Source organism: Hydrogenophaga sp. YM1, assembly GCF_016903055.1.
GTDB lineage: Bacteria > Pseudomonadota > Gammaproteobacteria > Burkholderiales > Burkholderiaceae_C > Hydrogenophaga > Hydrogenophaga borbori.
Genome location: NZ_CP070223.1, coordinates 3,692,530 through 3,705,439 on the forward strand (window position 1 = coordinate 3,692,530; position 12,910 = coordinate 3,705,439).

The window sequence follows — 12,910 nt, forward strand, 5'->3', positions numbered from 1 at the left end:
CGAGCGCAAACGCCTCAGGTGCGCGCGTCAAGCCCGCGCAGGCCGGCCACCGTGCTCAGCAGCGCCTGCGCCGCCTCGGTGCCCTTGGCGCCGAAGTGCTGCTGCAGGAACTTGCGGTGCTCCACGTGCTCGTGGAAGTGGTGCGGCGCCTGCACCGCGCAGATCACCGGCACGCCGGTCTTCAACTGCACGTCCATCAGCGCCCGCACCACGGCGTCGGCCACGAAGTCGTGGCGGTAGACGCCGCCGTCCACCACCAGCGCGCTGCCCACCACGGCCGCGTAGCGCCCCGACTGCGCCAGGCGCTGCACGTGCAGCGGGATTTCGAAGGCGCCGGCCACGTCGAAGACGTCGATCGCCCCGGGCCCGAAGCCGGCGCGCGCCATCTCGGCGAAGAAGGCGTCGCGCGAGCGCTGCACGATGTCGGCGTGCCAGGACGCTTCGACAAAGGCGAAGCGCAGCTCGCGCGGCAGCGGGGGGAGGTCGATGAGGGACGGGGCTTCGGACATGGAGGGCATTCTAGGAGCCCACGATCCAGCCCTCGAGCGGGTCGAAGCCCGGCAGGCCCCAGCGCGCATCGCCCGCGCGCCGGCGCTGCAGCGCCCAGGCCGCCTGCAGCAGGCACAGCACCGCGTCCAGCCGGTCGCCACTGGCGTCGTCGGCCAGGTCGTCGCGCTGCGCGTGCGTGAGCCTCAGCCGCAGGCCGGCCGCCTGCAGCAGGGGCGCCTGGCCATTTTCCAGCGCGTTTACCAGGGTCTTGCGTGCGATCAGGCGCTCGCCAGTCTGCCGGGCCTTGTCGTCGCTCTTGTAGGACACCGCGCCCAGCACGCTGCGCGCAAGCAAGCCGGGATAGGCCTCCAGCGCCACGCGCTGCGGGTCCCCGTCGAGCAGGCCGGGCAGGTGTGCGCCGGCGGCGATCAGGCGCGGCACGCCCGCGTGCATCATGAAGGCCACCGGCGGGTTCACCCACTTCATGCTCGGGCTGGAGCCGGCCGGCCCGTCGGTGGCGCGGTGCGCGAACTTGCCGCCCACGGGGCGCGCGTCGCAAAAGGCCGCGAAGGCCTCGCGGATGGCCGCGCGCGGCAGCGCCGCGTAGTGCGCCATGCAGGCGCGCCAGTCCTGGGGCCAGCCCAGGGCCTGCACCAGTTCGCGTGGCAAACCAAACGGCAGGTCGAAGCCGCCCACCCAGGGACCGGGCGCGCGCAGGCGCTCGCCCCAGGCGTCCAGCGATTCGAAACGCTCGATGGCGTCAAGCAGCACGCGGCCCCGCTCGGCGCGGCCCACGGCCAGCACGATGGGCTTGCGCCGCGTCGGCGCGCTCGTGAAATCGCAGCCCAGCAGCGTGAAGTCCATGGCCGCGCCCGCCGAGCCCACGCCGCCTCAGGCCAGGGCCAGCGCCGCCACGCCCAGTCCGATGCACAGCGCGCCGAGGATGCGCAGGCCCCGGTCGCCCTCGCGCAGCAGGTGGCCACCGATGAGCGCGGCGAACAGCATGGACACCTCGCGCGCCGGCGCCACGTGCGACAGCGGCGCGCGCTGCATGGCGAACAGCACCAGCACGTAGGCCACCGGGCTGAGCAGCGCCACCAGCAGCGCGTGGCGCCACTGCAGGCGCCACAGGCGCAGTGCCTCGGCGCGGTCGCGCAGCACACGCGGCGAGAACAGCACCAGCCGAACGAGGTTGCCCATGTAGTCGACCAGGATGGGCGACATCAGCAGCACCTTCACCGCGTAGCCGTCCACCACCGAATAGGCCGCGATGGACAGGCCTGTGAGCGCGCCGTAGTAGAGGCCGCGGTGCAGGCGCTCGCGTTTGGCCGGGTCGTGCGCCGCGCGCCACAGGCCCGGGCCGCCCGCAATGAGGAACACGCCACCCACCACCGCCGCGATGCCGGCGGCGCCGAGCGCGCTCAGGCGCTCGCCGAGGAACAGCACCGCCACCAGCGCGGTGATCAGGGGGCCGCTGCCGCGCGCCAGCGGGTAGACCACCGTGAGGTCGGCGCGCCGGTACCCGCGCAACAAAGTGGTGAAGTAGAAGACGTGGATGACGCCGCTGGCCACCACCATGGCCCATTCGGTGGTGCCCCAGCGCGGCAGTTCGCTGCGCGCGAACCACCAGCCCACGGGTGCCCAGATCACGGCGATCAGCGCGGAGGAGAACCAGGCGAAGCGCGTGTCGCCGCCCGCGTGCTTGGCGGCGATGTTCCAGCCCGCGTGGATCAGGCCCGCGAGCAGGATGAGCAGGAACGCATCGAGCGCCATGGAACGGTGCCGGGCGGGCCCGGGCCGATCAGGCGCGACCGATGATGCTGGCCGTGGCCATCAGCTCTTCGAGCAGCGCCAGCGAGACCTCGCCCGAAACCGCGTAGGGGTCGAGCTCGGGGCGCTCGGAGTACTTGAGCACGATGGAGGTGTTGAGCTTGGCGAGGTTGACCTGGCCCATGGTCCAGCCACCGAAGCGGCGCTCGCTGATTTCCTGGTAGTGCAGCAGCACCACGTCCTTGTGGCGCGGGTCGGCCGCGATGTGGTTGTAGAGCTGGTTGACCGCGGCGCGGCCGCCTTCGATGGCCTGCAGGAAGATGCCACCGCCGTAGCACAGCACCCCCGTGATGCCGTTGGACAGGTTGTGCTGGCGCGAGGACTCGAGGATACCTTCGATGGCCTTGGCCTCCTTGTCGACGGCGCGGCTGACGTAGAGCAGACGGACCAGCATGTTGGTTCTTTCCGGTGGAGGGGTCTCAGCGGGGCACGAGGGCGAGGAATTCGCGGCGCAGGTTGGCGTCCTTGAGGAAGACGCCGCGCATCACCGAGTTGATCATCTTGCTGTCCATGTCCTTGACGCCGCGCCAGGCCATGCAGTAGTGGCTGGCCTCCATCACGATGGCCAGGCCGTCGGGCTGCGTCTTGTCCTGGATCAGGTCGGCTAGCTGGATCACGGCCTCTTCCTGGATCTGCGGGCGGCCCATGATCCATTCGGCCAGGCGCGCGTACTTGGACAGGCCGATGACGTTGGTGTGCTCATTGGGCATGACGCCGATCCACAGCTTGCCGATGACCGGGCAGAAGTGGTGGCTGCAGGCGCTGCGCACGGTGATCGGGCCCACGATCATGAGCTCGTTGAGGTGCTCGGCGTTGGGGAATTCGGTGACCGCCGGGCCTTTGACGTAGCGGCCCGCGAAGACCTCCTTGAGGTACATCTTGGCCACGCGGCGCGCGGTGTTGCCGGTGTTGTGATCGCTCTCGGTGTCGATCACCATGGCCTCGAGCACGCCCTGCATCTTTTCCGTGACCTCGTCGAGCAGCTTCTCGAGTTCGCCGGGCTGGATGAACTCGGCGATGTTGTCGTTGGAGTGGAAGCGCTGGCGCGCGGCCTTGAGGCGTTCGCGGATCTTGACGGACACGGGCACGCCTTCGTCGCCGGAAGGCGGCGTGGCCGGGGTCTGGTCAGGGTCGGTCTTCATGAGCATTGGGCATGCTACCACCCGGCCCACCCGAGCCGGGCCCGGGCACCCGGGTATCCCCCGGGCGGCTGGGGATCACTACAGCAGCCGCTCGAGCACCAGCACCGCGAAGAAGCCCAGGGCAGCGATCACCGTCCACTTGAGGATCACCAGGCCCCACTGGCGGTAGCGCGGCTGGCCGGTGCCCACGTAGAAGGCGAAACACACGCCCGCCGCGATCAGCAGCAGCAGGACGGCCCAGCGGAACAGCAGCATGCGCGGCGCCGCCTCACCAGGCCGGGGCCACCTGGGCGAAACCGCGCGGGGCCTCGCGCTCGTTCTCGAAGCTCACCAGCTCGTAGGCCTGCGGCCGGTCGAGCAGCGCGCGCAGCAGTTGGTTGTTCATGGCGTGGCCGCTGCGGAAGGCGCTGTAGGCGGCCAACAGCGGCTTGCCGACGATGTACAGGTCGCCCATGGCGTCGAGGATCTTGTGCTTGGCGAACTCGTCGCCGTAGCGCAGGCCGTCGGCGTTGAGCACCTTGACGTCGTCCATGACGATGGCGTTGTCCAGCCCGCCGCCCAGCGCCAGGCCGTGGGAACGCATCATCTCCACGTCCTTCGTGAAGCCGAAGGTGCGCGCGCGCGCGATCTCGCGCGCGTAGTTGCCGCTGCCGAGGTCGAACTCCACGCGCTGCCCCGAGGCGTTGACGGCCGGGTGATCGAACTCGATTTCGAAGCTGAGCTTGTAGCCGTGGTAGGGCTCGAGCCGCGCCCACTTCAGGCCGCGGCCTTCGCCTTCGCGCACCTCCACCGGTTCGATGACGCGAATGAAGCGCTTGGGCGCGTTCTGCGTGGCGATGCCCGCGCTTTGCAGCAGGTAGACGAAGGAAGCGGAAGATCCGTCGAGGATGGGCACCTCTTCGGCGGTGATGTCGATGAGCAGGTTGTCCAGGCCCAGGCCGGCACAGGCACTCATCAGGTGCTCGATGGTGTGGACCTTGGCGCCGCCGTTGGCGATGGTGGAGGCCAGGCGGGTGTCGCTGACGGACAGCGCGTTGACGGGGATGTCGACCGGCTCGGGCAGGTCGACACGGCGGAACACGATACCGGTGTCGGGCGCGGCGGGGCGCAGGGTCAGCTCAACGCGCTGACCGCTGTGCAGGCCGACGCCGACGGCCTTGGTCAGGGATTTGAGGGTGCGTTGCGCAAGCATCCTCGAATTGTAGGTTTCTCGACCCCAGGCCATGGTGGGAAAAGGCGATGACCGCGATAGGGGCGGGCTTTGCCCGCCCCCCTGGCGCTCAGTCGGCCTGCTTGCGCAGGAAGGCCGGGATCTCGAAGTCGTCCATGCCGCCCGAGGCCAGCGCGTCCACCTTGGCCGCCGCCTGGGTGCGGTTGGTGCGCCACACGCTGGGCACGGCCATGTGCTGGTAGTCCGGCTGGGCCGTGCCCGCGCCCGGGCCACCCACGGCCTGGTTCACCGTCGGCACGTTGAACGGCACGTCGTCGGTGCCGGTGCGCAGCACCTGCAGCGGCGGCTGGCGGCGCTGCTGGCCCTGGCGCGACAGGCCCGTGGCGACCACGGTGACGCGCATCTCGTCGCCGAGGCTGTCGTCGTAGGCGGCGCCGTAGATCACGTGCGCTTCCGCCGAGGCGTAGGCGCGGATGGTGTTCATGGCCAGCTTGGACTCGGCCAGCTTCAGCGAGCCCTTGGCCGCCGTCACCAGCACCAGCACGCCCTTGGCGCCCGACAGGTCGATGCCCTCCAGCAGGGGGCAGGCCACGGCCTGCTCGGCGGCGATGCGCGCGCGGTCCGGGCCGGACGCCGTGGCGGTGCCCATCATGGCCTTGCCGGGCTCGCCCATCACCGTGCGCACGTCCTCGAAGTCCACGTTGACGTTGCCGTACTCGTTGATGATCTCGGCGATGCCGCCCACGGCATTCTTGAGCACGTCGTTGGCGTGCGCGAAGGCCTCGTCCTGGGTGATGTCGTCGCCCAGCACGTCCAGCAGCTTCTCGTTCAGCACCACGATCAGCGAGTCCACGTTGGCCTCGAGTTCGGCCAGGCCCTGGTCGGCGTTGACCATGCGGCGGCCGCCTTCCCAGTCGAAGGGCTTGGTGACCACGCCCACCGTGAGGATGCCCATCTCCTTGGCCACGCGCGCGATCACGGGCGCCGCGCCGGTGCCGGTGCCGCCGCCCATGCCGGCGGTGATGAACAGCATGTGCGCGCCTTCGATGGCCTCGCGGATGCTGTCCACGGCGCCTTCGGCGGCCTCGCGGCCCTTCTCGGGCTTGCTGCCCGCGCCCAGGCCGGTGACGCCCAGCTGGATGGTCTTGTGCGAGGCGCTGCGCGCCAGCGCCTGCGCGTCGGTGTTGGCGCAGATGAACTCCACGCCCTGGACCTGGCGGGCGATCATGTGCTCGACGGCGTTGCCGCCGCCGCCGCCCACGCCGATGACCTTGATCTGCGTGCCCAGGTTGAATTCTTCAACTTCGATCATTTCGATGCTCATTGGGTGCTCCTTTGCAGTTGCCTGTTCTGTTGCCGTGCCACCGGCGATGCTTGGAATGTGAAAACGGAAATCGGGACAAGGGTTCGGGTCATCCGGGAGGACCGGTGTGTTTGGCACACCGTCCTCGTCGTCGGCGCCGCCCCGGCGGCCGCCACTGCGGCGGGCCGTGCGTGGTGAGGGAGATCGTCCAAGGCATCAGAACGTTCCCATGAACCAGTTCTTCACGCGCTCCAGCGTGCCCGACATCGAGCCCGCCTTCTGCGCCACCTTGTGGCCGCGCACGCGGGCCAGCCGCGCTTCCTCCAGCAGGCCCATCACCGTCGCCGCGCGCGTCTGCGCCACCATGTCGGACAGCGCGCTGTGGTAGTTGGGCACGCCGCGGCGAACCGGCTTGAGGAAGATGTCCTCGCCGAGTTCCACCATGCCCGGCATGACCGCGCTGCCGCCCGTGAGCACGATGCCGCTGGAGAGCATTTCCTCGTGCCCGCTGTCGCGCAGCACCTGCTGCACCAGCGAGAAGATTTCCTCCACGCGCGGTTCGATCACGCCGGCCAAGGCCTGCTTGCCCAGCAGGCGCGGGCCGCGGTCGCCCAGGCCCGGCACCTCCACCTGCGTGTCGGGGTCGGCCAGCAGCTGCTTGGCGCAGCCGCTGTCCACCTTGATGTCCTCGGCGTCCTTGGTGGGCGTGCGCAGCGCCATGGCGATGTCGCTCGTGATCAGGTCGCCAGCGATCGGAATCACCGCGGTGTGTCGGATCGCGCCGCCCGAGAAGATGGCCACGTCGGTGGTGCCGGCGCCGATGTCGACCAGCGCCACGCCCAGCTCCTTCTCGTCGTCGGTCAGGATCGCCTGGCTGCTCGCCAGGGGGTTGAGCATCAGCTGGTCGACTTCCAGCCCGCAGCGGCGCACGCACTTGATGATGTTCTCCGCCGCGCTCTGGGCGCCGGTGACGATGTGCACCTTGGCTTCGAGGCGGATGCCGCTCATGCCGATCGGCTCCTTGACCTCCTGGCCGTCGATCACGAACTCCTGCGGCTCGACCAGCAGCAGGCGCTGGTCGGTGGAGATGTTGATGGCCTTGGCGGTTTCGATCACGCGCGCCACGTCGGTGGCGCTGACCTCACGGTCCTTGATGGCCACCATGCCGCTGCTGTTGATGCCGCGGATGTGGCTGCCGGTGATGCCGGTGTAGACGCGCGCGATGCGGCAGTCGGCCATCAGCTCGGCCTCTTTCAGGGCCTGCTGGATGCTTTGCACCGTCGCGTCGATGTTGACCACCACGCCGCGCTTGAGGCCGTGGCTCGCGGCCACGCCCAGCCCGGCCAGCTTGAGCGTGCCGCCGGCCTGCACCTCGGCCACCACCACCATGATCTTGGCGGTGCCGATGTCGAGTCCGACGACGAGGTCCTTGTATTCCTTGGGCATGATGGTGCGGGCGTTACCGGTTCGTGGGTGTGCGGGGGTTGGCGGGGTGGTCGCTGGTGGTCGTCACGCCGCGGATGCGCAGCGCGTAGCCGTTGGGGTAGCGCAGGTCCACGGTCTGCAGCGCGCCTGCGGTGCGTTCGGTGAGTTGGGGCAAGGTGCCGACGAAGCGCTGCACGCGGGCCTGCAGCTCCTCGGGCGTGCCGCGGCCGAGTTCGACGACCGCGCCGCTGTGCAGCCGCGCGCGCCAGGCGCCGCGCTCGCCGAGCTCCAGGCGGTCCAGGCCGAGCTCCAGGCGCGCGAACTGCGCCTGCAGGGTCTTGTGCATGGCCAGCACCTCGCCCGCCCGGTCCTCGGGGCCGGCGAGTTCGGGCAACTGGTCGACGTCGTCCGGGCTGGCCTCGAAGACCTCGCCGTGGGAATTGACCAGTTCTCCCGAGCCTGCTTCGCCCCACCAGGCCACGGCGTCGTGCTCCTGCAGGGTCACGCGAAGGCGGTTGGGGAACTCGCGCTGCACCACGGCGCGGCGCACCCAGGGCACCTGCTCGAACATCTGGCGCACCTGATCCAGGTCGACGGTGAGGAAGCTGGACGACAGGCGCGCGCGCATCTGCGTGGCCAGCTGGGCGCGCAGGCCCACGGCGTTCTGGTGCGCCACGTCGCCGTGCACGCTGATGCCCTTGACCGTCCAGGCCGGGTGGCGCACGGCCCAGGTGCCGAGCGCGCCCAGCGCGAGCAAGGCGAACACACCCAGCAGAAGCTGGGTGGCCAGGGCCATCAGCTTCACGTCCAGGGGTATGTCGGTCGTCGTGGGCATGGGGGGTGGGTCAGGCGTTGTCCAGCGCGGCGGTGGCCAGCAGGCGCACGCACAGGTCTTCGTAGGAAATGCCCGCCGCGCGCGCCGACATCGGCACGAGCGAGTGGCCGGTCATGCCAGGCGAGGTGTTGATCTCCAGCAGGTAGGGCTTGCGCGTGGCGGCGTCGATCATCACGTCGGCGCGCGCCCAGCCGCGGCAGTCCAGCGCCAGGAAGGCCTTGAGCACCAGGGCCTGGATGGCGGCCTCCTCGCCCTCGGGCAGGCCGCAGGGCACCAGGTACTGCGTGTCGTCGGTGAAGTACTTGTTCTGGTAGTCGTAGTTGCCGTCGGGCGCCACGATGCGGATGACCGGCAGCGCGCGGGCCGAGCCGCCCGTGCCGAGCACCGGGCAGGTGACTTCGTCGCCAGCGATGAACTGCTCGCACATCACCATCGGGTCCTGCTGGGCGGCCAGGGCATAGGCGGCCTCGCACTGGTCGGCGCTCACCACCTTGGTGAGGCCGATCGTGGAACCCTCTCGCACGGGCTTGACGATCATGGGCGAGCCCAGCGCCTCGAAGGCGGCGCGCGTCTCGGCCGCGCTGCGCACCTGACGCCAGGCCGGCGTGGACAGGCCCTCGGCCACCCAGATGCGCTTGGTCATGAGCTTGTCCATGGCCACGGCCGAGGCCATCACGCCGGGACCGGTGTAGGGAATGCCCAGCAGCTCCAGCGCGCCCTGCACCGTGCCGTCCTCGCCGAAGCGGCCGTGCAGCGCGATGAAGCAGCGCGCGAAGCCGTCGCGCTTGAGCTCACTCATGTCGCGCTCGGCCGGGTCGAAGGCGTGCGCGTCCACGCCCTGGGACCGCAGGGCCTTGAGCACGCCGGTGCCCGACATGATCGATACCTCGCGTTCGGCGGAACGCCCGCCCATGAGCACCGCCACTTTGCCGAAATCCTTGCCAGTCATTTCGCCAACTCCATGATTCGTCCCGCCACCGTGCCGATGGTGCCGGCGCCCATGCACAGCACCACGTCACCGTCGCGGGCGTTGTCCAGCACCGCGCGCGGCATGTCGGCCACGTCGTCCACGAACACCGGCTCCAGCTTGCCGGCCACGCGCAGCGCGCGCGCCAGCGAACGGCCGTCGGCCGCCACGATGGGCGCTTCGCCAGCCGCGTAGACCTCGGCCAGCAGCACGGCGTCGGCCTGGCCGATGACCTTCACGAAGTCCTCGAAGCAGTCGCGCGTGCGGGTGTAGCGGTGCGGCTGGAAGGCCAGCACCAGGCGCCGCCCCGGGAAGGCGCCGCGCGCGGCAGCGATGGTCGCGGCCATCTCCACCGGGTGGTGGCCGTAGTCGTCGACGATGGTGGCGTGGCCGCCGTCGGCCAGGCGTGCCTCGCCATAGCGCTGGAAGCGCCGGCCCACGCCCTTGAAGCTGGCCAGCGCCTGCAGCACGGCCGCGTCGGGCACGCCCAACTCGACCGCGATACCGATGGCGGCGAGCGCGTTGAGCACGTTGTGCTGGCCCGGCAGGTTGAGCACCACGTCGAGATCGGGCAGGGCCACGCCGTTGCGGCGCTGCACGGTGAAGTGCATCTGGCCACCGACCGCGCGCACGTTCAGCGCGCGCACCTGGGCGTCCTCGCTCAGGCCGTAGCTGGTGATGGGGCGTGCGATCTGCGGCAGGATCTCGCGGATCGCGGCGTCGTCCACGCAGACCACGGCCGCGCCGTAGAACGGCATCTTGTGCAGGAAGTCCACGAAGGCGCCCTTGAGGCGGCCGAAGTCGTGGCCGTAGGTGTCCATGTGGTCGGCGTCGATGTTGGTGACGACCGAGATCACCGGCAGCAGGTTGAGGAAGGAGGCGTCGGACTCGTCGGCCTCGACCACGATGTACTCGCCGCTGCCCAGGGCCGCGTTGGCGCCGGCGCTGTTCAGGCGCCCGCCGATCACGAAGGTCGGGTCCAGGCCGGCCTCGGCCAGCACGCTGGCCACCAGGCTGGTGGTGGTGGTCTTGCCGTGCGTGCCGGCGATGGCCACGCCTTTCTTCATGCGCATCAGCTCGGCCAGCATCACCGCACGCGGCACCACCGGCACCAGCCTGGCGTGCGCGGCCACCACTTCGGGGTTGTCGGCCTTCACGGCGGTGGAGGTGACGATGGCGTCGGCGCCCTCGATGTGCCTGGCCTCGTGGCCGATGCAGACCTTCGCGCCCAGGGACTCGAGGCGGCGCGTCGTCGCACTCTCGCCCAGGTCGCTGCCGGAGATGGTGTAGCCCTGGTTGAGCAGCACCTCGGCGATGCCGCTCATGCCCGCGCCGCCGATGCCGACGAAGTGGATGTGACGGATGGCGTGCTTCATTCGGTTCTGACTTTCGCGAGTTCGAGGCAGGCGCCGACCACGGCCTCGGTGGCGCCGGTCTTGGCCACGGCGCGCGCCTTTTCGGCCATGGCCTGCAGCTGGGCGCGGTCCAGGCCCTGCAGCAGCAGGGCGAGCTTGTCGGGCGTGAGGCCGGCCTGCGCCTCCAGCCAGGCCGCGCCCGCGTCGACCAGGAAACGCGCGTTGTGCGTCTGGTGGTCGTCCACCGCGGCAGGAAACGGCACCAGCAGCGAGGCCGCGCCCACGGCGGCCAGTTCGGTCACCGTGCTGGCGCCGGCGCGGCCGATCACCAAGTCGGCCTCGGCGTAGGCGCTGGCGGTGTCCTCGATGAAGGGGGTGAGCTCGGCCGCCACGCCGGCGCTGGCGTAGTTGGCGCGCAGCTCGTCGATCTGCTTCTCGCCGCTCTGGTGCAGCACCACCGGGCGCTGGGCCTCGGGGATCAGGGCCAGCGCCTGCGGCACGACACGGTTGAGCGCCTGCGCGCCCAGGCTGCCGCCCACCACCAGCAGGCGCAGCGGGCCCGTGCGGCCCGCGAAGCGCTCGGCCGGCGCGGGCTGGTTCAGAAAGGCCGCGCGCATCGGGTTGCCCACCCACTGGGCCTTGGACAGCGCGTTCGGGAAGGCGCAGAAGCGGCGGTCGGCCACTTCGGCCAGCACCTTGTTCGCCAGACCCGCGATGGAGTTCTGTTCGTGCAGCACCAGGGGCTTGCCCAGCAGCACGCCCATCATCCCGCCCGGGAAGGTGATGTAGCCGCCCAGGCCCACCAGCACGTCGGGCTTCACGCGGCGCACCACCTGCAGGCTCTGCCAGAAGGCGCGCAGCAGGTTCAGCGGCAGCAGCAGCTTCGTGACCAGTCCCTTGCCGCGCAGGCCGCCGAATTCGACGGTCTCGAGCGCGAAGCCACGCGGCGGCACCAGCCGGCTTTCCATGCTGCCCGGCGCGCCCAGCCAGTGCACGCGCCAGCCGCGCGCGCGCAGCGCCTCGGCCACCGCGAGCCCGGGGAAGATGTGGCCGCCGGTGCCGCCAGCCATGATCAGGGCGCAGGGCGGGCGTGTGCTCACGTGCGGCCCCCCTTCATCATCTGGCGGTTCTCGAAATCCACCCGCAGCACGACCGCCAGCGCGACCAGGTTGAGCAGGATGGCCGAGCCGCCGTAGCTCATGAAGGGCAGCGTCAGACCCTTGGTGGGCAGCGCGCCCAGGTTCACGCCGATGTTGATGAAGGCCTGGAAGCCGAACCACAGGCCCACGCCCTGCGCCACCAGGCCGGAGAAGACCTGGTCGAGCGCGATGGCCTGGCGGCCAATGTGCATGATGCGCCGCGTGAGCCACAGGAACAGGGCGATCAGTGTGAGCACGCCCAGCAGGCCGAACTCCTCGCCGATGACGGCGAGCAGGAAGTCGGTGTGCGCCTCGGGCAGCCAGTTGAGCTTTTCCACGCTGCCGCCCAGGCCCACGCCGAAGATCTGACCGCGACCGAAGGCGATCAGCGCGTGCGAGAGCTGGTAGCCCTTGCCCAGGGCGTGCTCGGCGCTCCAGGGATCGAGGTAGGCGAAGATGCGCTCGCGGCGCCACTCGCTGGCCATGATCATCAGCGCGAAAGCGCCCACCACCACCAGGGCGATGAGGAAGAACATGCGCGCGTTGACGCCGCCCAGGAACAGGATGCCCATGGCGATGACCACGATCACCATGAAGGCGCCCATGTCGGGCTGGGCCAGCAGCAGCACGCCCACCACGCCCAGGGCCACGGCCATGGGCAGCACGGCCTGCCAGAAATTCTGCTTGATCTCCATCTTGCGGACCATGTAGCTGGCGGCATAGAGCAACACCGCGAGCTTGCCCAGCTCGGAGGGCTGGAAGTTCATCACGCCCAACGAGATCCAGCGGTGCGCGCCGTTGACGCCCTTGCCCACCACCAGCACCACCACCATGAGCAGCAACGCGAGGCCGAACAGCCAGGGCGCGAGTTGCTCCCAGCGCTGCATGGGCACCTGAAAGGCCAGCAGCGCGGCGACGAAGGCGATCGCCATCGACAGGCCATGGCGCAGCACGAAGTGCGTGTGCGCGTAGTTTTCGAAGCGCGGGTTGTCGGGCAGCGCGATGGAGGCCGAATAGACCATCACCAGGCCCCAGGCCATCAGCGAGAACACCACCCACAGCAGCGGCTGGTCGAAGCCGGTGACCCCCACGGGCGCGCCGCGCTGGCGACCGTAGCTGCGGCTGGACAGGCGCACCGGGATGCCGTCGCCGCCCGCGCCCACCAGCGCGCCAGCGGCCCAGGACGGCAGCCAGCCGCGCAGCCGCTCGCGCAGGCCGGCCCCGAGGCGGGCCATCCGGCCGGGCCCCGGGGCG

14 protein-coding genes are annotated in these 12,910 nt (G+C 70.3%); all 14 read right to left on the reverse strand.

Features of this window, described 5'->3' with window-relative positions; translation table 11 throughout:
- Positions 1-14: 14 nt before the first annotated feature.
- A complete protein-coding gene (locus tag JNX00_RS17395) occupies positions 15-518 on the reverse strand; it encodes a 6,7-dimethyl-8-ribityllumazine synthase (RefSeq protein ID WP_204743009.1) in 504 nt (167 codons plus the stop codon).
- A 1-nt stretch (position 519) separates the two neighbouring features.
- A complete protein-coding gene (locus JNX00_RS17400; protein ID WP_070397747.1) occupies positions 520-1,353 on the reverse strand; it encodes a DUF429 domain-containing protein in 834 nt (277 codons plus the stop codon).
- Between the two features lie 27 nt (positions 1,354-1,380).
- Entirely contained in the window at positions 1,381-2,262 is an 882-nt protein-coding gene (locus tag JNX00_RS17405) for an EamA family transporter (RefSeq protein WP_070397251.1), read from the reverse strand.
- 28 nt (positions 2,263-2,290) lie between these two features.
- Positions 2,291-2,713, reverse strand: a complete 423-nt coding sequence (locus JNX00_RS17410) for a BLUF domain-containing protein (RefSeq protein WP_204743010.1) — start codon at positions 2,711-2,713, stop codon at positions 2,291-2,293.
- Between the two features lie 25 nt (positions 2,714-2,738).
- Complete coding sequence (gene folE, locus JNX00_RS17415) at positions 2,739-3,467, reverse strand: GTP cyclohydrolase I (RefSeq protein ID WP_070397249.1); 729 nt, start codon at positions 3,465-3,467, stop codon at positions 2,739-2,741.
- A gap of 72 nt (positions 3,468-3,539) precedes the next feature.
- The gene (locus tag JNX00_RS17420; RefSeq protein WP_175442772.1) at positions 3,540-3,716 is read right to left on the reverse strand and encodes a hypothetical protein; all 177 of its coding nucleotides are present in this window, start codon (positions 3,714-3,716) and stop codon (positions 3,540-3,542) included.
- Positions 3,717-3,729: 13 nt separating this feature from the next.
- Positions 3,730-4,653 (reverse strand): UDP-3-O-acyl-N-acetylglucosamine deacetylase, encoded by a 924-nt coding sequence (lpxC, locus tag JNX00_RS17425; protein WP_070397248.1) that lies wholly within the window; start codon positions 4,651-4,653, stop codon positions 3,730-3,732.
- 88 nt (positions 4,654-4,741) lie between these two features.
- Complete coding sequence (gene ftsZ / locus JNX00_RS17430) at positions 4,742-5,956, reverse strand: cell division protein FtsZ (RefSeq protein WP_116960685.1); 1,215 nt, start codon at positions 5,954-5,956, stop codon at positions 4,742-4,744.
- A 195-nt stretch (positions 5,957-6,151) separates the two neighbouring features.
- Positions 6,152-7,381, reverse strand: a complete 1,230-nt coding sequence (gene ftsA, locus JNX00_RS17435; protein ID WP_070397246.1) for a cell division protein FtsA — start codon at positions 7,379-7,381, stop codon at positions 6,152-6,154.
- Positions 7,382-7,394: 13 nt separating this feature from the next.
- Positions 7,395-8,195 carry a cell division protein FtsQ/DivIB gene (locus JNX00_RS17440; RefSeq protein WP_204743011.1) on the reverse strand — a complete coding sequence of 267 codons (801 nt, stop codon included), beginning with the start codon at positions 8,193-8,195 and terminating at the stop codon, positions 7,395-7,397.
- A 10-nt stretch (positions 8,196-8,205) separates the two neighbouring features.
- Complete coding sequence (locus JNX00_RS17445) at positions 8,206-9,144, reverse strand: D-alanine--D-alanine ligase (RefSeq protein ID WP_204743012.1); 939 nt, start codon at positions 9,142-9,144, stop codon at positions 8,206-8,208.
- Positions 9,141-10,538: a UDP-N-acetylmuramate--L-alanine ligase gene (gene murC / locus JNX00_RS17450; protein WP_204743013.1), complete on the reverse strand. Its 1,398-nt coding sequence runs from the start codon at positions 10,536-10,538 to the stop codon at positions 9,141-9,143. Before murC ends, JNX00_RS17445 begins: the two co-directional genes overlap by 4 nt.
- On the reverse strand, positions 10,535-11,587 hold the full coding sequence (gene murG / locus JNX00_RS17455; protein WP_204745094.1) for an undecaprenyldiphospho-muramoylpentapeptide beta-N-acetylglucosaminyltransferase: 1,053 nt from the start codon (positions 11,585-11,587) through the stop codon (positions 10,535-10,537). Before murG ends, murC begins: the two co-directional genes overlap by 4 nt.
- A gap of 26 nt (positions 11,588-11,613) precedes the next feature.
- Positions 11,614-12,891: a putative lipid II flippase FtsW gene (gene ftsW / locus JNX00_RS17460; protein WP_070397242.1), complete on the reverse strand. Its 1,278-nt coding sequence runs from the start codon at positions 12,889-12,891 to the stop codon at positions 11,614-11,616.
- Positions 12,892-12,910 lie beyond the last annotated feature (19 nt).

Bases quoted from the DNA above. Each gene is read 5' to 3' on its own strand.
- JNX00_RS17395 (WP_204743009.1), bottom strand. From the start codon at position 518: ATGCCCTCCATGTCCGAAGCCCCGTCCCTCATCGACCTCCCCCCGCTG.
- JNX00_RS17400 (WP_070397747.1), bottom strand. From the start codon at position 1,353: ATGGACTTCACGCTGCTGGGCTGCGATTTCACGAGCGCGCCGACGCGG.
- JNX00_RS17405 (WP_070397251.1), bottom strand. From the start codon at position 2,262: ATGGCGCTCGATGCGTTCCTGCTCATCCTGCTCGCGGGCCTGATCCAC.
- JNX00_RS17410 (WP_204743010.1), bottom strand. From the start codon at position 2,713: ATGCTGGTCCGTCTGCTCTACGTCAGCCGCGCCGTCGACAAGGAGGCC.
- folE (WP_070397249.1), bottom strand. From the start codon at position 3,467: ATGCTCATGAAGACCGACCCTGACCAGACCCCGGCCACGCCGCCTTCC.
- JNX00_RS17420 (WP_175442772.1), bottom strand. From the start codon at position 3,716: ATGCTGCTGTTCCGCTGGGCCGTCCTGCTGCTGCTGATCGCGGCGGGC.
- lpxC (WP_070397248.1), bottom strand. From the start codon at position 4,653: ATGCTTGCGCAACGCACCCTCAAATCCCTGACCAAGGCCGTCGGCGTC.
- ftsZ (WP_116960685.1), bottom strand. From the start codon at position 5,956: ATGAGCATCGAAATGATCGAAGTTGAAGAATTCAACCTGGGCACGCAG.
- ftsA (WP_070397246.1), bottom strand. From the start codon at position 7,381: ATGCCCAAGGAATACAAGGACCTCGTCGTCGGACTCGACATCGGCACC.
- JNX00_RS17440 (WP_204743011.1), bottom strand. From the start codon at position 8,195: ATGCCCACGACGACCGACATACCCCTGGACGTGAAGCTGATGGCCCTG.
- JNX00_RS17445 (WP_204743012.1), bottom strand. From the start codon at position 9,144: ATGACTGGCAAGGATTTCGGCAAAGTGGCGGTGCTCATGGGCGGGCGT.
- murC (WP_204743013.1), bottom strand. From the start codon at position 10,538: ATGAAGCACGCCATCCGTCACATCCACTTCGTCGGCATCGGCGGCGCG.
- murG (WP_204745094.1), bottom strand. From the start codon at position 11,587: ATGGCTGGCGGCACCGGCGGCCACATCTTCCCCGGGCTCGCGGTGGCC.
- ftsW (WP_070397242.1), bottom strand. From the start codon at position 12,891: ATGGCCCGCCTCGGGGCCGGCCTGCGCGAGCGGCTGCGCGGCTGGCTG.